Annotated in this window: 15 protein-coding genes and 1 tRNA gene; 4 read left to right on the top strand and 12 right to left on the bottom strand. The window is 50.0% G+C overall.

Translation table 11 applies throughout. The features are described from left to right. Positions 1-4 precede the first annotated feature (4 nt). Genes CRN95_RS10555 through CRN95_RS10540 form a run of 4 tightly spaced genes read right to left on the bottom strand, consistent with a single transcriptional unit; the run spans position 5 to position 4730 of the window. Positions 5-1918 (bottom strand): hypothetical protein, encoded by a 1914-nt coding sequence (locus tag CRN95_RS10555; RefSeq protein WP_097020845.1) that lies wholly within the window; start codon positions 1916-1918, stop codon positions 5-7. Between the two features lie 20 nt (positions 1919-1938). Beyond that, complete coding sequence (locus CRN95_RS10550) at positions 1939-2700, bottom strand: PASTA domain-containing protein (RefSeq protein ID WP_097020844.1); 762 nt, start codon at positions 2698-2700, stop codon at positions 1939-1941. Positions 2701-2715: 15 nt separating this feature from the next. Then, complete coding sequence (locus CRN95_RS10545) at positions 2716-3426, bottom strand: Crp/Fnr family transcriptional regulator (protein WP_088631411.1); 711 nt, start codon at positions 3424-3426, stop codon at positions 2716-2718. A 20-nt stretch (positions 3427-3446) separates the two neighbouring features. Beyond that, positions 3447-4730 (bottom strand): adenylosuccinate synthase, encoded by a 1284-nt coding sequence (locus CRN95_RS10540; protein ID WP_072829615.1) that lies wholly within the window; start codon positions 4728-4730, stop codon positions 3447-3449. A 211-nt stretch (positions 4731-4941) separates the two neighbouring features. Between CRN95_RS10540 and CRN95_RS10535 the strand changes: the two genes are divergently transcribed. Beyond that, complete coding sequence (locus tag CRN95_RS10535; RefSeq protein WP_097020843.1) at positions 4942-5409, top strand: hypothetical protein; 468 nt, start codon at positions 4942-4944, stop codon at positions 5407-5409. Positions 5410-5482: 73 nt separating this feature from the next. On the opposite strand, the gene dacB is transcribed toward CRN95_RS10535, so the two are convergent. From dacB to aroA, 3 genes are read right to left on the bottom strand one after another with little or no spacing between them, the layout of a single operon-like run. Beyond that, a complete protein-coding gene (dacB, locus tag CRN95_RS10530) occupies positions 5483-7624 on the bottom strand; it encodes a D-alanyl-D-alanine carboxypeptidase/D-alanyl-D-alanine-endopeptidase (RefSeq protein WP_097020842.1) in 2142 nt (713 codons plus the stop codon). 9 nt (positions 7625-7633) lie between these two features. Beyond that, positions 7634-9229 carry an extracellular solute-binding protein gene (locus CRN95_RS10525; protein ID WP_097020841.1) on the bottom strand — a complete coding sequence of 532 codons (1596 nt, stop codon included), beginning with the start codon at positions 9227-9229 and terminating at the stop codon, positions 7634-7636. After that, positions 9226-10554 (bottom strand): 3-phosphoshikimate 1-carboxyvinyltransferase, encoded by a 1329-nt coding sequence (gene aroA, locus CRN95_RS10520; protein WP_097020840.1) that lies wholly within the window; start codon positions 10552-10554, stop codon positions 9226-9228. Before aroA ends, CRN95_RS10525 begins: the two co-directional genes overlap by 4 nt. Before the next feature lie 89 nt (positions 10555-10643). Here aroA and CRN95_RS10515 point away from each other — a divergent pair, with 89 nt between their 5' ends. After that, positions 10644-11390: an acyl-[acyl-carrier-protein] thioesterase gene (locus CRN95_RS10515; protein ID WP_088631417.1), complete on the top strand. Its 747-nt coding sequence runs from the start codon at positions 10644-10646 to the stop codon at positions 11388-11390. A 102-nt stretch (positions 11391-11492) separates the two neighbouring features. Here the strand turns inward: CRN95_RS10515 and CRN95_RS10510 are convergent, their stop codons facing one another. Both CRN95_RS10510 and CRN95_RS10505 read right to left on the bottom strand, forming a co-directional pair. Next, complete coding sequence (locus tag CRN95_RS10510) at positions 11493-13247, bottom strand: hypothetical protein (RefSeq protein ID WP_097020839.1); 1755 nt, start codon at positions 13245-13247, stop codon at positions 11493-11495. Between the two features lie 379 nt (positions 13248-13626). Next, entirely contained in the window at positions 13627-14463 is an 837-nt protein-coding gene (locus CRN95_RS10505) for a ComEC/Rec2 family competence protein (protein ID WP_097020838.1), read from the bottom strand. Positions 14464-14598: 135 nt separating this feature from the next. On the opposite strand from CRN95_RS10505, the gene CRN95_RS10500 reads away from it, so the two are divergent. Then, complete coding sequence (locus tag CRN95_RS10500) at positions 14599-14955, top strand: hypothetical protein (protein WP_088631420.1); 357 nt, start codon at positions 14599-14601, stop codon at positions 14953-14955. A gap of 92 nt (positions 14956-15047) precedes the next feature. Next, positions 15048-15121 (top strand) — tRNA-His (locus tag CRN95_RS10495). A 139-nt stretch (positions 15122-15260) separates the two neighbouring features. Here the strand turns inward: CRN95_RS10495 and CRN95_RS10490 are convergent. From CRN95_RS10490 to CRN95_RS10480, 3 genes are all read right to left on the bottom strand, one after another. Further along, positions 15261-17168, bottom strand: coding sequence for a SpoIIE family protein phosphatase (locus CRN95_RS10490; RefSeq protein WP_097020837.1), 1908 nt, complete (start codon positions 17166-17168; stop codon positions 15261-15263). 165 nt (positions 17169-17333) lie between these two features. Continuing rightward, positions 17334-19232 carry a GLUG motif-containing protein gene (locus CRN95_RS10485; RefSeq protein WP_097020836.1) on the bottom strand — a complete coding sequence of 633 codons (1899 nt, stop codon included), beginning with the start codon at positions 19230-19232 and terminating at the stop codon, positions 17334-17336. A gap of 23 nt (positions 19233-19255) precedes the next feature. Beyond that, complete coding sequence (locus tag CRN95_RS10480) at positions 19256-20668, bottom strand: fibrobacter succinogenes major paralogous domain-containing protein (RefSeq protein ID WP_097020835.1); 1413 nt, start codon at positions 20666-20668, stop codon at positions 19256-19258. Between the last annotated feature and the right edge of the window lie 20 nt (positions 20669-20688).

Genomic DNA, 20688 nt, shown 5'->3' with positions numbered 1-20688 from the left:
GAACCTACTTCTTTTTGCCAAAGAACTTCAAGGCGGCAGGGTGCTTCGGGTTCAGCTTCAAAAGCTTCTTGTAGGACTTGCGAGCATCCTTTTTCAATCCGAGAGCTTCCTGAATGGCGCCCATATGTTCCCAGAACACGTCATCACGGCTCATCTTGCTATGGTCAATCAGCTGCATAGCCTGATAAGCTTCGTCATAGCGGCCCATGCGGTACAGGCCCCAAGCCTTAGAATCAAGGTAAGCGTCCCTCGATTCGCCATCTTTTTCCATGGCAAGCGCATCGAGCACAAGCTTATAGCCCTTTTCAACTTCGGCTGGCGTACGGTTCAGTTCGATGAGCGAGTAGCCATAATAATTCAAAGTCGAAGCCATCTCATGCGGCGAGAATTCAGGCATTTTCAAAAGGACTTCAAAATGGCGGAAAGATTCATCGTAGCGCTTGAGGCGTTCCAGGTTCATGGCTATCGAAAGGCGCACACGGCTATACGAAGAATCCTTTGCAAAGAACTTGTCGAGCATAGCCTGAGCTCTGGTACGGTTATCAATAGCCTTGGCCTTCTTGACAGAATCAGCTCTCGGATTTTTTTCAAGGTCCAAGGCTTCGCCGATGAGCGCTCTCGAATAAATGTCGAGAACTTGCAAATACTTGATTTGCGCCTCGTTTTTCAGTTGCACCAGATTTGCAGAATCGACAACACCAGGGAGCGGTTTCCACGATTCCCAGAATTTCATGAGGGAATCAAGCAAGGGGAACGCCTTGTCGTACTTGTCGGCAAGTGCATACACAGAGGCAAGCAGCATTCTCGTATCGCCGTTCGAGACGGAATCGGACTTTTCGGCGTACTTGATAGCCTGTGCATAGTTTTGTTCGCTTGCAAAAATATTCACGAGCCCGAGGAAAGCGCGGTTAGCATATTTCGGCTGGCCCTGCAACTTGTCGACAGAAGCGAGCAAGTGGACCTTGGCGCTGTCACGCATATCGACGTCGTATTCGTACTGACCGATAAAGCAAAGTACTGCAGGTGTCTTGACGCCGTCTTCGAAATACTTCTTTCGGGCAAATGCATAGGCGCTGTCGCCCGTCATAGACGGGAGCACCATAATCGTCATTTCTTCGTCTTCGGGCTTGGCGCTCGTAAGCGTATCCACAATGGCGGCGGCTTCCTTAAAGCGCTTCATCGCCATAAGGCCGCGGACCTTTTGCAAAAGCATCTGCTTATCGCCGGTCGCCTCATGAGCCTTGCCAAAAAGTTCAACAACAGCGGAATCACGGCCAAGATCCAGGAGGAGCGAAAGCTGGCGCTGGAACAATGTAGAGATGTAATTGACCTTCGGCAAAAGAAGATCATAAATGCGGACAAGCTCATTTTCATCGCGGACGGCTTCAAGGAACAGGCTATAATCGTAAAGCAAGGCCATGTCCTGATAATGCGAAGAATCAAGCCCCATCACAAAGTACTTGCGGCAAGAATCGGCTTCGCCCGTTTTCACGTAGAGTCGAGCAAGTAAGGCATACTGAGCAGCAGTGCGTTTGCCCTTAAGCTGGGAGGCCTTTTTAGCTTCGACAAGAGCCAAAGAATCTTCACCGGCAGCGACCAAGCGTTCTGCCACGCCAAAGCCTAAATAGCGGCTTGTCGGGTCTGCCTTATAAGCCTGTTTCCAGAAGAAATCTGCCTCACGCTGGTTGCCACGCATTTCCATGCTTTTTGCAAGGAAGAAAAATTCATGAGCCGCTTCCAGGTCCACTTCGACCTTGGGCTTTTCGGCTTTAGCCTCGACGGCCTTCTTTATGAGGGCGGAATCCGCAGCAGTCAAAACCGGAGCTTTAACATCATCCTTTTTTGCAGGTGCAGAAGAGCAGGCGCACAGCGCTGCCATTCCTAAAGAAAGCACCCATGTAAAAAAGGCATGACGCATTAAAAACTCCCAAAACAACTCTAGTCAGCAATAATAAAGTTCACGCGCGAACCCGGCTTCAGATAGTCCCCATACTTCGGAGACGTTTCAAGAACAGAACCGGGACGTGCACCATCTTCACTCTTCTGACGCTTAACGGAACCCACCTTGAAGCCGAGCCTATCCATTTGCGGATAAACTTCATCCATGAGGATTCCTTCAAAATTGGGGAGCAAAATTCTACCGGTCGTAACGCCAGCCGAAATCACGACTTTCACCGTATCGCCAACGCGAACCGTATCGCCCGCAATCGGAATCGTGCGGATTACGACACCACGGGGAATGCTCTGGTGTGCGCCCTGAATCGTACCGCCATTAACAAGACCAGCACGGGCAAGCGAGATATCGGCTTGCTTCTGGCTCTTGCCACGCAAATCCGGGATGATCACCTTGCGAAGACCAAGGCTCTTCGTGAGTCTTACGGTACGGCCGATCTTTGCCGTGCGGCCAGCCTTGGGCATCTGCACAAGAACCATGCCTGCCGGCACCTGGGAACTGTAACGGCCTTCCTTGACCCATTCGAACTTAAAGCCAGCTTCCGTCAATGCCGTTTCTGCGGCCTTTTCCGTCATGCCTTCGAGATTCGGCACCTTGCCCGTACTTGCGAAAGCCCCTGCAAATGCAGGCATCAAAAGCTTATCGACCATAACGACAAGCACGATTACGACAACGATCCAAATGACGAAAGCCTTGAAAATGGCGGTCTGTCTAACCTTGTTCCAAAGCGACTTTATTTTATTCATAACAAATTCTTGGGTTTAGCCCTTAGTGGCTTTTTCTTGAAGCGCATCTTCGTCAAAAATGACGATATCCTTGCCGGTCATCGCAATGGCATTTGCCCTTACCAGCAAAGAACAAATTCGGCTTACCGTTTCACGAGTCGTACCCGACATGTCAGCAAGTTGCTGCTGCGTCGGACGATTATGGATAACAGTCACCATGTTTCCGTTATCTGTATGAATACGGACACCACGTTCCTGCATCAAGTTGAGGAGCGTTCCTGCCACACGGCCAGACACAGACATGGTCGACAAGGAGCCAATCTGCTTGTTAGCCTTGCGGAGTCTCTTGCAAAGTTCGCTCATGAGCGCCATGGCAATCTCAGGAGACTTGCGAAGCAGGCTCAAGAACGATTCACGATGAATGACGAGCAAAGTAGCATCAGTCACCGTACGGACGGAGGCGGATCGGGGTTCGCCGTCAATCAGCGACATTTCCCCGAAAAAGTCCCCGCGTTCTAGGAAAGACAAAATGGTTTCGCGGCCATCGATGCCGGTCATATAGACCTGCACAGAACCAGTGGCGATCAAGTACAGAGCCTGCACCGAATCGTCACCTTCCAGGACCACAGTTTCATCGCGATTGAAGTTCTTGACGATTACCAGATTGGCAATCATCCCTAACTGCTCTTCATTGAGCTCCGAGAAGAGCTCGACGCCCTTCAACAAATCAACAGCGGATGTATCCATTCTATTTTCCCCTTTTTATTTTAGTCGAGATCAACAACGATGCTCTGATCGCGCTTAGCACCGATAGAAATCATACCGATCTTCACGCCAACAAGTTCGGCCATGCGGTCGAGATACTTGCGAGCGTTAGCCGGCAATTCTTCGAGCTTGCGGCACTTGGTCGTATCGCACTTCCAGCCCGGCATTTCTTCGTAAACCGGCACGCAACGTCCGACCTTGGAAAGCTGGTTCGGGAAGTTTTCGATCTTTTCACCATCGCATTCGTAGTGAGTGCAAATCTTGATAGTGTCGAATGTATCGAGCACGTCGAGCTTGGTAATAGCGAGGTGCGTAAGGCCATTCACCATGGCAGCCTTGCGGACCACCGGAGCGTCGAACCAACCGCAGCGACGGTTACGACCGGTCGTTGCACCGTATTCGTTACCGATCTTGCGGAGCGTGTCGCCCGTTTCGTCCAAAAGTTCCGTCGGGAACGGACCGTTACCCACGCGAGTCGTGTAAGCCTTGACGACACCGACAACCTGGTTGATAGCCGTGGGGCCAATGCCTGCGCCGCAGCTTGCGTAACCGGCAACCGTGTTGCTGGAGGTCACGAACGGGTAGGTCCCCTGGTCAACGTCGAGGATAGTGCCCTGAGCACCTTCGAACACGAGGCGCTTGTTTTCCTTCAAAGCCTTGTAGAGCATTTCGCTCACGTCGGCAACGAACGGCTTGATCTTCTGGCCGAGTTCGAGGTAGTCCTTGATGACCACTTCCGGATCGATTTCCGGAACATCGTACATCACCTTGAATTCTTCGTTGTGGACCTTAGCCATAGCTTCGACACGCGGACGGAGTTCGCGTTCGTCCATGAGGTCACCCACGCGGACACCGATGCGGTTCACCTTGTCACTATAGCACGGACCGATACCGCGACCCGTAGTACCGATAGCAGCCTTGCCGGCCTTCTTTTCCTTGGCCTTGTCCAAGGTAGAGTGGTACGGGAGCACGACGTGTGCGTTGTTAGCGATGAACAAGCGACCTTCCGGATTGATGCCCTTCGTGTGGAGGTCTGCAATTTCGTTCAGAGTCTGGATCGGATCGAGCACGACGCCGTTACCGATGACGCAAATCTTGTCCGGGTGCATAATGCCCGAGGGAATAAGGTGGAAGACGAACTTCTTGTCGCCAACTTCCACAGTGTGACCGGCGTTAGCGCCGCCCTGGAAACGCACGATAATATCTGCATCGAGCGTTAAGAAATCTACAACCTTGGCTTTTCCTTCGTCGCCCCACTGGGAGCCGATAACAACACGATTTGCCATAAATCCTTCGTTTTATTTCTTTGACAACCGAAACGGTTTCCCCAAGGTACTTCCCTGGAGCCCTTTTTCGCCATAAAGATAGTAAGAGCTACCATAAAAAGCGAACTTTACACCCAAAATTAACTCACAATTTACCCCTAAAAACGAGGTCAAATCAAGGCGTTTCATTTTTGCGCGCTCCCGTAAAATACAAATTTCTTATCTTTAGGCCATGCCAGAAGAAATTACATCGCAAATCAAGAGGCTCGCGCCGCTTCTCGAAGAAGATTCCGAAGTTTTTCGCGAACTCACAACATTTTTCAGCCCTGATGCAAAAATCAACATGCATCGCGATGATCTTTCAAAATTTCTTCAGGACAACAGAACGTACCAGGTGGTTCGCGTGAGCGGCAAGAGCTACAAGGACTGCGTTTACGAGCTTGTGGACAACCACCCCGAGACGATGGACAGCATCGGCATGCTGCGCTATTACAAGGCGCCCGCCGGGAACATCAAGTGGGAAGAAGTCGAAGTAGCCGAAATCGCAATGGGCAACGAGCTTACGATGAACGCCTACGGGTGGGCACCCGACGCCTGGACAATTTTCGAAAACAACGCATTCGACGAAGCCACAGCACCAGAAGACAAAAAAGGCGACTACAGCCTCGTGGCGATAGTCGCGCTAGATTCTTTGCTTTAGTACCGTGTAAGGCGATGCCCGCTCGGCGGCGGGCATGACAAAATAGAATCAGCGATTGACCAATGGCTAACAGCTAATGCTGTATAAACTTGAAGAAGGTAACGCCGGGGACTTTGCGGGTCTGCAAGTATTCGGCGAGCGGGACTTCGACAACCTGTTTCTTTTGCGATGAAGCATGGCGCAGCACCGGCTTTTGACCCGGATAATAAATTACAAATCCCGTGTGCGTAAGGTCGATTTTATCGGAGGATCCGACGATACCGATACCGAGAACCTTCATTGCGCCCTTGTGAGTTTTCTTAGCCACTTCAATAGCCTTGTCCAACGGCACATAACGAACCTGAATAGGCTTTTCCTTGCCCGCAAATTTCACCTTGTGATTTTCAAAGAACTCTTTCTTGGGCATAGTGCGTTCAACAGAAACTTCGCCTTCCATCGGAATGACCTTTGCATACTTGCCCTCACCCACCCAGTCATCGAGCAGGTAATGCTTACGATTGAGGAAACTCACCTTGCCGCCCTTGTAACGAAGGCGCTGGAGTTGTCTGTACAAAGACTTTTCGCTTTTCGCCATCGCAAGCGCAACGACATGTTCCAGGTACGTCACGCAATCCACGGAGTCTAGATAAATTAATGGTTTATCTTCAACCGGGTCCAAGTGGCCTTCGCCCATCGGTCCAAGTTTATACGGAGTCCCAATCAGGATTTTAGAGAAGTAATCCAAGCGCTTGTTGAGTCCGCTAACACCTTGTGCATCGAGCCACAAGGTCTTCATTTGCAAAAGCGACTTGTAATTATTGTTGGTGTAGCTGATAAGGCGCATCCAAAGCGTATCAAGAACATCCTTGCTCTTGCAATCCGGATTGGTGTTGGTTCCGTTCAAATACATCGCCGCCGTAAGCGTATCGCCATCGACCGTATAGATGTAGCCCACCAAGCCATGGACTTCGGCAATGTAGCCCGTCTTAAAACGGGTAAGCCACGGGGCTTCCAGATTCACCATGCGCTTTGCGCCCGAGCCCACGCCTGGACTTGCAAAACTGTTGATATAGTACTGACCATTCGGATGGCGAGCCATCTTAGCAAGCAATCTCGTAACCGTCGAGGGTTTCACCTTGTTTTCCGGAGAAAGACCGCTGCCATCGAAAACTTCAAAATCGGCCGCTTTCAGTCCCATTTCCTTAAGGAACTTGCGTTCTGCCTCACGGCCACCTTCAACACTGCCCTCGCCTATAATCTGCGCACCGAGATTGCGCAACAGCGTTTCGGCATGGAAATTCTGGCTGCGCTGATTGATTTCATCGAGAATGCTCAGGAGCGGAGCTGCCGAGAACGAGAAGGTTTTAAGCTCGGTATCATCTTTAGGATTATCTTCTTTGAAGACGATACCACGGTTCTTGAGCGCATACATGAATGCCGCCCTAAAATACCCAATCGGGTTTCGGATCGGGAGCACCATACTTGCAGAATCGACATCCTCGCCAATCGTCCCACCAAGTGTAATGATGGACTTATCGGGGTCAATCGCATACACCCATTTTTTCTTGAGGCCTTTGACCGTCTTTAAGTTGTTCACGACCTTGACGTAATTTACATCCGGTTCAATCGAGACCACGGCCGTATCGCCGCGGAAGTACCCCGGCCAAAAGCGAATCGTCACGCAATTGTCGTTAAAGCCAAGTGGGCCAATTTCTGCACCATACCAGGAATCGTAATAATTGCGGCGCCAGTTTTCCGCTTTCCACGGACCCGTGTAATAGCTCGTGTCCAAATCAATCCGCCCAACAATGGTATCAATGCCCATCGCCTGGATGGAATCCGCCATTGCATTCAGAATGTAGAATGGATCGTCGTAGTACCTTGCAGAAATATTCGGGTCGCCTTCACCACGGATGCGGATAGAGCCCAAGAGCGTACTCTTCTGGATATCGCCAAGCACCGTAACATCCGTTTTCGGTTCATAATCAAGCGGCAAAAAATGAATAGCGGCTGCCGTTGTCAAAGTCTTGAGCGTACTTGCCGGAGTGAAGAACTCATTGCCTTTCACGTTCCCGATTTCTCGCCCCATCTTGACAGAGCGAAGAGACATCCCAAACGTCGTCCCTGGCAAAAGCGAATCCACGTAGCTTTTATACGAGGCTACATTGACATGGGCAAAAAGCGGTGCTACAAGAAACGGCAGCAGACGGGACGTAACTTTAAACAACTTATTCATGGATGAAAATCACTTCTTCTTTTTTCTTCTAAAGCAAGTCAAAACAATGCAAAGCGCCAAAAATCCAGCACCGACAGAAATCAGCAAATACCGGCAAGAGCCGATTTTATCCTTAATTTCATCCACTAGCGGCAATTCACTGCGGCCAATAATCTCCGCTGCACTTTTGGGATAAATTTCATTATAGTCCTGTAAAAAGATGTGCTGTGCCCAGTGCATTCTTTCGGAACCGTTCAAGGAATCCGAATGGTTCAGGATTTCATTAATCTTGGAATTGGCCTCGTAAACCATCTGGGCAAGGGCGGCACTACGTTTTTTCTGATGCTTCGTATTTACAAACAAAGCGCCCATGTTATTCGAAAGGTCGATCAGGACTTTTTCAACTTCGCCCCATTCCGGGATATTCGGGAAGCTACGGCTGTGTTCGAGTTCAGCAACAATCTTGGAATAACGGGAATCGCGGTTCCAGATGTGGAGAATGCTACGGTCTGCAGGCAAGAACCCAACCTGACGAGAGAACGCATCGATATTGTCGGCGCGGAGCATGTAGGCAAGCAACTGTTCGGCAAGCGCATACTTGGACGTATCCTTCTTATTGCCAAGAGCCAAATGGCTACCGCCCATGAACGAGAATTTTCCGTGCGAACCAGCCGGGAGATCCATCACCTTGATGCCGTCTTTTGCGATGGCCGAATTGGCAAGGCCACCTGCCTGTTCCGGGAATTCCAACTGCTTGATCAGTTCAGAAGTTCCATAGTGGATTACGCGTTCCGAACGAACAAAACCTTCGGCATTTTCAGATGAATTTTCAAACAAGCTATGAGGTGCCATCTGCGCATCGCCCATAATCTTTGCATAAAGCGCAAGGCCAACAAGCGTATTCGAATCCAAGAGCGCACTGCGATATCCCTTGCCAGACGGCACGACAAAATCGCCACCATGGCTCCAGACAAACGGCGCCATGCACTGCTGGCCGGTCCAGTCGTCTTTACCGGGGAGCGCAAAAGGAGTCACCTTGACACCAGCTTCCGTCTTCAAGTCAGAACTTGCAATCGTCTTCAAGACGCCAAGCACATGCGCATACGATTCAAAATCAGAATCGTCAAAACCAAGCTGCTGCCAAATGCGCTCGTTCACAAAAAAGCCGCGGACATCGATAAACCAAGGCACCGCATACGTCTCGGGCTTTCCCGAAATATGCGTACTGCGGAGGCCTTCACCCAAGAATCGCGATGTATCGATTTTCGAAATCAAACTATCAATGGGGCGAATCGCGCCTGCCGCTGCAAAATGCGGAACCCACGTGGAACCAAGCTGAATCACGTCAGGAGCGACATCGTTCGAATCCGCAAACGTGAACGTAATTTTTCTGAAAGCTTCTCCCCAGCTCAATGAGGTCAACTTTACAGGAATTCCCGTCTCGCGATAGAACTTCTTCACAAGACGCTTCATGGCATTCTTTGACCCAAGGCCGTTGTCCATAACCCAAATAGAAAGCGTGTCCGAAGCCATGGCTTCTGTAGCAAAGGCGCCAAACACAAGGCAAGCGCAGAACGCAAGCCGTGCAAAACTTGAGGCAACTATCTTTTGGGCTAGATTCATCATTGGGCGAGTCTTCCGAAGTCTTCAAAGAAATGGGGATAAGTCTTGTTCACACACGCAGGGTCGAGAATCTTGATGGGCACGCCACCGAGCGAGACAAGGCTAAAGCACATCGCCATGCGGTGGTCATTGTAAGTTTCAATCGTCGCCGGCAGCAATTCCTTCGGCGGTTCAATTGTAATCGAATCCATGTCAGAGGAAACGGTCGCACCAACCTTGCGAAGTTCAGCAACCATGGCTGCAATGCGGTCAGTTTCTTTAACGCGCCAGCTGCCAATGCCGCGAATCGTCGTCGGAGCATCCGCAAACAGAGCAAGCACGGCAAGCGTCATGGCGGCATCCGGAATTTCGACAGCGCTAAAATCGCCAAGGCTACGCAAACGGCGGTCTTTAGGTCCCTTGCAGATAATGCACTTTTCGCCACCAGGTTCCACGCTCGGAGTAACATCAACACCCATGCGCTTCAGGACATCGATAAAGGCAATATCGCCCTGGATGCTATCTTCACTGATTCCCAAGACCTTCACTTCACCGCCAGAAATAGCGGCAGCGGCAAGGGGATAAGTGGCAGAGCTAGCATCGCTCTCTACATAGTAGTCACCGGGGCTCTGGTAAACACCCTGCGGCACGTAGAAGTCCGTCAGGTCATCGTGGCGCACATTCACGCCAAAGCACTTCATCACGTCGAGCGTGAGTTCGATGTACGGTGCAGAAATCAGCTTGCCTTCCACATGAATGTGGAGCGGGGTCTTGCAGTACGGAGCGCAAATCAAAAGGGCCGTGAGGTACTGGCTCGAAATGTTACCTCGAACACTCACATCGCCACCCTTGAGACCATCGGCCTTGATGCGGACCGGCGGGTAGCCTTCGGATTCCAGATACTTGATGTCGGCACCAAGCGTACTGAGCGCATCGACCAAGTCGCGAATCGGACGTTCGCCCATGCGTTCTTCACCGCGCAAGATGAACTTGCCCCAGCCAAGCGAAAGAGCGGCCGTCAAGGAGCGCATCGCCGTACCGGCGTTCCCGAGATAAAGCTCAACCGGGAAATTGCCTGCATCAAACGGCTTGCCATGACCTTCAACAACAGCATCCGTATAATCGTCCGAAAAATCAACCTTCACGCCAAGACGTTTTAAAGCCTCGCCCATATAGCGGGTATCGTCGCTACGCAGCAGGTTGTGCAAGCGAGTTGTCCCGTTAGCAATGGCCGAAATCAAAAGCACACGATTGGTAATGCTTTTGGACCCCGGAACACGGATAGAACCATTAAATGAATGATAAGCGTCAAGCTGTTTAAAACTAGGGCGAAATTGAGAGTCGTTCATACAAGAAAAATTATACATTATTATCATACCGTGTTTTTTCGGGTACAGCGAAAGCGAGTCGAAAATCACACAACCACGTGAGGAATATCATGGAACCGGAAGTCACTACCAAAAATTTTGAAGTGCGTTTCTCGGACTGCGACCACCACAGCCGACTCAAACTTTCAAATCTCTTCTTGTTCATGGAAGAAACCGCCATCGCCGATGCCGAACAGAACGGCTTTGGGATATGGAAGATGATGAAGGCAGGCTACACCACGGTCATCACGCGACTGAAGATTCGCCTGTTGCACCACCCAGTCTGGGGCGAAAAGCTTTCCATCTCGACGTGGGCAAAGGACATCATCAAGGACAAAGTTTGTCTTAAAGATTATTCCATTCTCGATGCGCAGGGGCATTCCATCGCACAGGCGACTTCTTCGTGGCTCCTGGTGAACATGAAGACCGGCAAGGCAGAAAACCCGGCCAACGCACCGTACCCGATTCCGCTCATTCAGGGCAAGAACGCGCTCCCCGAAATGATGGATATTTTGGACCCGCAAGTCGACCCGCAAATTGTAGCGACAGAAATTGCAAAGTACAGTGACTTGGACATGAACAAGCACGTGAACCACTGCCGCTATGTGGACTGGGTGACAAACTCGCTCGACGCGCAGGAACTCAAGAGCCGCAGAATCCGTTCAATACAGATAAATTATATATCACAGATTCCGCTCGGAGGCAAGGTGAATATCGTGCGTTTCAAGAACACGAACCATCACGCCTACATTTTCGGGATGAACGCCGACGACAAGACGCAATGCCACTTCCAAGCACGCATCGGTTTTGCGGATTAGAACATAGTCGGAAGTAGACAGTAGGAAGGAAACGCAATAGGAAACGTCCCGTGTCATCCTGAGCGAAGTGTAACGGAGTCGAAGGATCCAGGGCTTTTACAATTAAGTCACCGATTTCAAAATTTTTTCTTCGACCTCGAAGGCGCTTGGTTTGTCTTTGGGCGTGAGGCGTTTTCCTGTGCCATAAAGGTGCTGCATCATTTCTAGAAGCGAGTATTCGCGATCGAAATAGCCAATGTCCGGATTCGGGCAAATGGTAACCGGTTCGCGAGTGCGAGCAGGCTGCGAGCCACGAGCGACGGCAACACATTCCGGCTGGTAATGGAGCGATGGGCTTTTCTCGCGGATTTCTTCGCGGCCGGCATTCCCAAGGAATCGGCAGATGCATTCACGCGAAAGCGTGACAAGGCGAAGCTTGTCGTATTTTTTGCGAATTACCGCCATTGAATTTTCACAAGCATTAGCGGCACTAGATTCTCGCGACCTTTCATGATTTTCATCTGCATGGTGCGACTGCATTTTGCATGATTCAATATCTTCTTGTTCAAGCTTGTCGATTTCCGCCAAGCGGTGCATCACGTACTCGCGAGAGGCCATGCAAACGGGATGGTCAAAGCCGGGGATGTTTTGGCAAAGGTAATGCTGGCGACACGGGAATCCGGGCTTCAATTCTGGACTCCCGGACTTTTCAGATTCTGGCGCGAAATATTCCTGAATTTTCTGCTCACAAATTCTTGCCGCCGTCGATGTTTGCAGATTCACGAACGGGATGCCAAGCGGTGACGCATGACTGATGCAAACATCTTCGGACTTTGCGCTCGCAAGCAATTTTCGTGTTTCCTTATCGACGCTGGTCGCCTGCGGTACAAGCAAAAACGGAGTCCCCACACCCACGCCATCAATCCCGAGCGACAAGACTTGAGCAATATCTTCAGGAGCGCAAAGCCCGCCCTGCGCGGTAATCCGTGCAGGCGACGGCGGCGGGAGAATTCCCTGCACTGGGAAGGTCGCTGCATTGTCCCCTGCGACACAAGAAGCCGCGAACTTCGCAATCATCGAGCACGTAGTTTCAAAAAGTTCTTTGCGCTTTTCGACAAATTCCCGGACCACATCGAGCAACAACTTCTTGGATTCAAAAAACGCATGACCGCCGCAGTTCACGCCCGATTCAATGCGGTATTCGTAAACTTCCAAGCCCTTCTTTGCCAAATAACGGCCCTGAATGAGCGCCGAGCGGTAATCCGAGACTTTCAGGATAATCTTCTTTTTCGGAGGTTTTTTGCCCGTCCTGTAAAAGTCCTTGCACTTCGCAATCTCTTCGAAGACGGACAAGTTCACGCCCGCGCTGAGCACAAGCGCGCCCGACACCTTCGAAGCGGCAAAGCCGCGAACGGCATCAAACGCAGCCTCGTCATGATTCAAGCCGACCATGATGTTTGCCTGGATTTCGCCCGGTTCCATTTTTTCGGTGAGTGCAGCCTCGGCTGCAATGCGGGCAAGTCCCGTCTTTGCAAAAATGCCATCGTATTCCACGCGGAGCCTGGAATCTAGCGGGAGCATCAGAAAATAAAGGTCCTTGTCGCTACCGCCATCAAAACGGCACGCACAAAGACGCGTAAACTTGCGTTCTACTTCGTCTGCAACAAAATCCAAATACGAACGGATGCGGCCAATGCGGGTTGTCTGCGGAGAGCCCAAATCAAGACCCAAGCGTTCTGCATAAGCCATGCGGTATTCTTCGAGGAGGCCATCATCCACAAGCGAAATCACCGACGTGATTCCCAAATGCGCTACACGAATCGGCGTGTCCGCCGTATAGCAAATGCCCATCACCGGGATGTGAATTTTGTGAACCATAACCCTCGAAAACCTCGCGAATACCCAAAATGCGATGAAAACAATATAAAAAATAACTGGATCCTTCAGTCACTTCGTTCCTTCAGGATGACGAGTGCGGAATGACACGCTCATTCAGGATGACGAGATGGCGATCCCGCCCCGTCCCCATTCGCGGATCATGACCACATAAGAGCTGAAGCTCTAAGTGGTCAAAGAGAACAAGTCCGGGGTGACATGGAGTCCGGGAGGACAAAGCGCAACACACGAGATGGAGATTCCTGCTCGGTGGCAGGAATGACAGTGCTCGGTGGCGGGAATGACAACGTACGGTGAAGCCGTCATGACTCTCGTCATTCTGACACTAGAGCGAAGCGATAGTGGAAGAATCCAGTCATTTCTAGTGCAAAACGCCCATGCTCGGCGAGAGTTCAAAGCGAATGGAACCTTGCAAATCGGTGCGGTAAAGTTTCGTAGAATCCCCAAGCACCAAGTTCAGTTTACGAACAACAGATAGTGCGGGATGCCCATAACCGTTACCAGCCCCGACACTCACAAACGCATACTTTGGCGACACCTGCGACAAGAAGCTTAGCGTATTGCTCCCCGCCGAACCGTGATGCGCCACCTGCAAAAGTTCCGCCGAAAGCGTCGGATTCATCTCGAGCAAATGGCGCTCGCCCACCGAATCCAGGTCGCCCGTCAAAAGCATCTTGCTTGCGCCAAACTTCCCGAGCAACACCACACTCGCGCGATTCTCGCCCACGCGCAAATAGCTCGCCGGCCACAGCACTTCAAAGCCATTACCCCCACCCCCAAAACTTACGTTCTCGCCTCGCAATAGCGTATCCACTGGCGTTCCAAGCGCTCTCGCCACCCGCAACACACTATCACGAAAGAACGCGCCCGCCGTATCCGGCCCCATGTACAGACGCCGCACAAAAACGCCCCGCCCCGCAAGCTCCAAAAAACCGCCAATATGATCCCGATGGTTATGGCTCAGCACCACCCAATCGAGCGTATCGACCCCGCGGGCCAAAAGTGAATCCACCACGCCGACCGAATCGGGCCCAAAATCGTACATCGCATAGCGCCCGCCATATTCGAATAGCACCGCAAGCCCCTGCCCCACGTCAATCGCCGTCGCATGCATCGACGATTCACCCTCCGCCGACCCGCTCACGTACATGCAGCCGTTAATCACCGCCGTGACAACCAAAATCCAAAAAAGCTTCATAAGCGTCCTTTTTTAACTGTCCCTACTTATATAACACGCTTTTTTCGCGAATTTGGTCCGATTTTTCTCTCGCAAAATTCAACTTTTTTACAAAAAGACCAATTTTTATTATCTTTACTACTAATTGAGGTCTCTATGCAATTACCTAAGTACAAAAAGAAGAAACGCATCAAGCTCAAAGTCTGCCAGGAACCCGGTTGCGGCCGTGAATTCTGGGGTCACCCGATCGCGAAGTACTGCGAACTGCACCGCGACATCAAGCAGCGTCAAAAGCAAAAGAAGGATATCGAGAACATCGAATCCAAGAACATCATTTTCCGCCACAACTACACGGAAGCCATGGACTTGGAATTCAAGTGCTGCCTCGAAGGCTGCAACAACACGTTCACGATCCGCATTTTCCCGAAGCAGTATGTGTATCCGCGCTTCTGCATGGAACACAGAAACGACTTCAAGCGTGCAAATTTCCTCCGAATCATGCAGAAAAAGTAGTCGTAGCGCTCTAAAAACAAATTTTTTGGAAAAAAGTTGTTGCCATCCCTTGAAATTTGGGATGGCTTTTTTATATTTGGTCTCGCTACATGGTGGATGTAGCTCAATTGGTTAGAGTCCCAGATTGTGATTCTGGATGTTGCCGGTTCGAGTCCGGTCATCCACCCGAAAAAGACCTTGCTTTCGCAAGGTCTTTTTTCATTTACCGACATGTGCGCATTCCGTGCCAAAGATGTCATGCCCGCCTACCTGTCCTCGCTTGACGGGGACGAGCGGGCACCTCCTTTTCTGCACAAATTCTCGAATTAAGTCTTACCCACGAACTTGAGCGCGAGCATGGTAATGTCATCGAACTGCGGAGCGTCGCCCACAAATTCATCAATCCTGGACTTCACGAACGGGCAAATTTCGGCAGGTTCGCGATTGCCTGCATCGCGGAGCGTCTTGAGCAGTCGCTCATCGCCAAACAGATTCTCGTTCGCATCCGTCGCCTCGGTCACGCCATCCGTGTACAAGAAGATTGTATCGCCCGGATTCAGCTTAAGCGTCTGGCGCTTGTAGCGCGTCCCTTCCATCGCGGCAATCACAAGACCGGGCTTGCTCTTTGCAAACTCGACCGTACCGTCCGCACGGCGGATCGCCGGCGGATTATGCCCCGCACATGCAAATTCCACTTCGCCCGTACGCAAATCGAGAACTCCCATCCAAACCGTGACGAACATATTGAGGTAGTTGCGGAACGCCAGGCGGTCATTCACGACATTGAATGTATCCACCACCGATGCGCCCGCAAGCAAAACACTCTTGAGCATCGAGCGTGCCGACATCATAAGCAGCGCCGCCGGGACACCCTTGCCCGATACATCAGCAATCAAGAAGGCAAGTCTGTCCTTATCGACCTTGCAAAAATCATAGAAGTCACCACCCACCGCTTTTGCAGGTAAAATAAACGGAGAGAGCAAATGGCGGGCATCCTTCACGCCCTCGTCATCATCGCTACGCGCAAGCAATCCGAGCTGAATCTTGCGAGCCATCTCCAGTTCGCTCGCCACGCGTTCGGCGCCCTTCTGCTTTTCAATATTTTCCTTGAGCGAATCACGCATGCGGACAAACGCATCTGCAAATTCCGCAATTTCGTCCTTGCCATCGACCGGCGGAATCTCCACGTCAAAGTCGCCCTGGCCCAAACGCTTCGCCACCCCTGCAAGCGCCTTGAGCGGTCTCGTCACGCGGCTCGAAATCACGAGCACCAGCACAATCATCATGATGTAGCTCGCCAGGCCAAGTATGCCGAGCACCGATGCCATCTTACGTTGCTTTGCAAAGAATTCATCCGCAGGCCACACGACGCCGAAAATCCAGCCGTCCACCTTCATGTGCGAAAAATAGATGCAAGCCTTTTCGCCGCTAAACGTCTTGCCAAGCAAAAGCCCGCTATGCAAATTGCGCACCGCCGTCTCGAAATTAGACAAACCCGCTTCATGGCCTTTTGCAAGCGAATGGAGCGACTCCTTGAAAATCCAGTCATCACGCGGATGCGCGACAAACCTGTTTTCGGCAGAGAGGATAAACGCATATCCCGAGTTTTCAATATTTATCGAGGAGACCGCATCGCGCAAGAACGAGACAAAAATATCAAGCCCGACAACGCCCTTGAATTTCTTGGAACCGTCAGGGAGCGTCTGGTAAAAAGGCATCGCAAAAAGCGCCACCGGCTGGTCCGCATAAACGCCAATAAACGGTTCGTACCACTGGCCCTTGCCCGTTTCGATGGACTGTTTGTACCACGGCATTTCGCTGTAGTCCTTCACTTCCATGACCGTGTCCTCGAGACCATGGCCCGTGATGCGCATGAACTCGCGACCATTCCGTTCGGGCTCGTAAGCAACAAACAGCGCAGACGCAATTGGATTTTTCTCGTGGGTGCGAACGTATTCCGTCGGCAAAAACTCTTCGACATCCTTCTTGTTCAAGTCGCCACGTTCAAGCATCGCCACGATGTTTTTCACAACCGTAGCACTTTCGTCAAAGATATTGTCGATGGAAGACACGTGCTTTGCACTGATTTCCTGGCCACGCGCCATAATGAGTTCCGACATCCTGGAGCTGACCTGCCGCTGAAGCATAAAAATCATCGCGACAAAGATCACCGTGATGCCGAGCAATATCAAGACAGTCTGTTTAAACGCAAGACTGTGAAAATTAAATTTCATCAAAACCCCTCGAATACCCCAATGAGAACCTTTAAGCAAACATATATTTTTTGAGGGGAATATCAACCCATAATCTTAGACCATGGGAGCTATATCACATAAAAAAGACCCGCAGGCTATTTAACCCACGGATCTATCGAATCGTCAATCAAAAAAACTAGGGAACTATTTTTTCAGGAGCATCACTTTTTCGGTAGCCTTGCCGCCCACTTGCAGCACGCCAACATAGCGGCCCCGGGCAATTTCTCCAGCATTAAGTGTTTCGAAATGCACACCCGTTGCTCGGCGACCAAGATCAAACACCCGCACCACTCGGCCCTGCATATCCACAAGCGAGAACTTCACAGAAGCGGCATTTAGAATTTCAAAACGGAGCGCAACAGAACCGCCTTGGAACACAGCACCCAAAGAACTCGTTTTAGCAAACGTTTGATTTTGAATATGAACGGGAGGCTGTTCTAGAGATCTTAAGTAAACAAGCCATAAACGTTGATGCCAATAAAAATCATTCATATCCAAACCATCATTCAAGTATGGATAAGACTTGCCTTCATCTATCGTCCAGAACCTGTGAAAATCCTTTTTGCAAAAGCACCCGTAACCCTCATCGTCAATTTCGCATTTGGGAGCCTCGCAACGTTCAAACGTCCAATAACCAAGAGTGTCCCACCCCGCAAAAGAAGACATCGTCATCATTTCTTTTGTCTTAAGCCCCGTGCCGCCAGAGCTACTATCAATTTTAGACAGTTCCGCATCCCAGTAAGAATTCACGACATTGCTTTCATTTAAATCTACAAACCCTCCTACTTGGATACCTTCAACAGTATTTGCGGCATAGCTAGAGTAAATTTCGCCATAATTAAAACCAACGAAACCTCCAACACTTTCATCAATAACCGATTTGCAAGTTACATTCCCCCGAGCATAAGAGTAATAGATTTCTCCAGAATTTTGACCAACAAGGCCTCCAACTCTTTCATCGCCAATGACAGAACCAAGAGCATAAGAGACGAAAATCTTTCCATAATTAGAACCAACAAGGCCTCCTGCATAATCTGGAGCCATGAAGCCATTGGATTCATCCCCATATTCTTTCACAGAACCTGTTGCGTACGATGCAAAAATGGAGCCTTCGTTATAGCCCACCAATCCGCCTACAGAATAACGGCCTTCAACATCCATTGAAGAATAGCAGTGGTCTATCACGCCCTTGGAACTTTCACCAACAAGCCCTCCAACGGCGCCCACTTTAGGAGCCGTAACAATGACTTTTCCGCTAGAATGACTCTTTTGGATATGCCCATAGTTATACCCGGCGACTCCTCCAATTTCCTTAGCATCTCCATATGTTATAGATATATCAACATCAGCAACAAGGCTATCAACATCAACACCTATTATACCTGCAACCCCGCCAACTTGCTGGTATCCTCCAACTTCTCCCTGGAACGAAACATTCCTTAAAACGGGCGTCATATCGTCATAGCCTTTGACCGGAGCATACCCAGTTTTATCTATTGCCTTGCCTACAATTCCACCAACACGTTCATAGCCAAACACTTTGCCATGGGTCACATGCACATTCTGGATAGTCCCCACAAGAGCCGAAGCGACACCGCCAGCATTACGACTTTCGCCTTTTACATCCAAGCTGTCAAAATTCAAATTGACTACAGAGCCAATCAATGTTTGAATAAAGCCCGATTCACCCGAGTATCCATTATTGATTTTCAAGTTTTTGATGGTGTGATTTTTTCCATCGATTGTTCCCCAGAAAACAGTGCTGTCAACTGCATCTTTATTTTTCCCAATCGGAATAAAACCTCTACAGTCATCATCGCCATCGCATCGTTCACTCTTCGAAGCAGATGCATCAATATCTTTTGACACAACGTAATTCGAAGAAAACAGATAAGAGCTCGAGCCTATCGCCTTGAGGTCTTCGTAATCCTCAATCTGGAAAGGATTTTCTGCAGAGCCGTCACCTTTCATGGTTCCATTCGCGGCAAACGCAGGCACGGCGAGAGCAGCTAACAAAACTCGAGTCACATTTTTGAAATTCATTTTATTATCCTTTCTTCCTTGATTTAATCCTTTAAGCAACGAACAGACAATCCTCCATCACTTTCATATTCCAGTGTTATAGCAGGCTGATCTTCATCATAACCAAAGCGGATGGCATAAATAACACCGTCTCTTGCCAAATCCGAGCTCCAGAAATGTCCATAAACACGCAAGCCAATAAAATTCCCAGTATGTCCAGCACCTGCAGGCAAAACATTAAAGCCCAACGCATCTATGCCTTCAGGTCCACTCCTACCCAACTGCCAGTCACTCTTTGACTTTAAAATTCTACCTACAAAATATGGATTGTCGACAGATTCAAACAAAGTATTCCATTCCGTGGTATCAGGCAGATGCCAACCTTCAGGACATACATTCAACGCAGCAGACCATGCGTAAAGTCGACCATACTTATCGCAATATTCTGAAGAATCGTTGTAGCACCAGCTCTTGTCCATCAAACTTGGCGTTTCTACGCTATCGGCATAGTTGAGGTTTTCAGCCATCCATACCTGATTACCAATTTTTACAGTCTTGTAAACTTGCCCATCACGTGTATCGACAAGGGAGTCTCGCTCTATAACAAACTTTTCAAACTCGGGAACTTCATCGGCATAACCCCAGCTTTCAATATTTTTACGAATTGTATCAATCTTGCCGTTTGCCATAGCGGAAGCAGCCCAATTTGCAATTTCCGTCTTTGTGCTATCATCTAAAGAACCATTGTTTGAAATTGCGGTGGAGAATTCGTTCAAACGTTCCTCGACATTCACATTTTTGCCAGAATCACCCGAAGCGAGCGCAAACACGCTTACCGCAAGGAGAGCCGCATTTCCATCGCCTTTTTTAAAGATATCCAAGTCTTCAAAGTTGTCCGAAATTTTTGCGATACCAAACGAGCCAAGCACTTCGTTTTCAGCTTGTTTTTTAGCATCCGCAAAAGACGCATTCTGTTCGGACACGAGTTTCACGACACGGTCGTATTCCAATCGCGTAAGCACGTTGACGTTCACGCTCTTTCGATCTTTGAGATTCACTAGCGAACGAAGCGTTACTGGTTCCGTCGTTTGTGCGCCCGTAAATTCATCAAGATAAAGCCCGGTCACTTCAAAGACCGCACACGAAGACGAAAGCGTAATTCCGCCAACATCATAGTCGCCCTTGTCGCTCTTGACCGTACCTTCGAAAATTTCGTGAGTCAGTTCCATCGTTTTGCAATCAATGCCCTGCACCGTCACCGCAGAGCCCTTGACAAACGGGCCCTTCTGCGAGACACCCGCCACGTCCAAATCCTTGACGGCGTAAACGCCGGCATCGTCCGAAGAACCGCCAGCAAAGCCGCCATCATCATTAGACGATGTACATGCCCAAAGCATAGCCCCGACAATCAGAGTTTCTACAATGCGGAGACTTTTCTTAAGCAACAGCGTATTCATCTAATATCTACTCCTTTTCC

The sequence above is a fragment of the Fibrobacter sp. UWB16 genome, from assembly GCF_900215325.1.
GTDB lineage: Bacteria > Fibrobacterota > Fibrobacteria > Fibrobacterales > Fibrobacteraceae > Fibrobacter.
The sequence above is the reverse complement of the archived record's forward strand: the minus strand, read 5'-3'. Positions and strand labels throughout refer to the sequence as shown.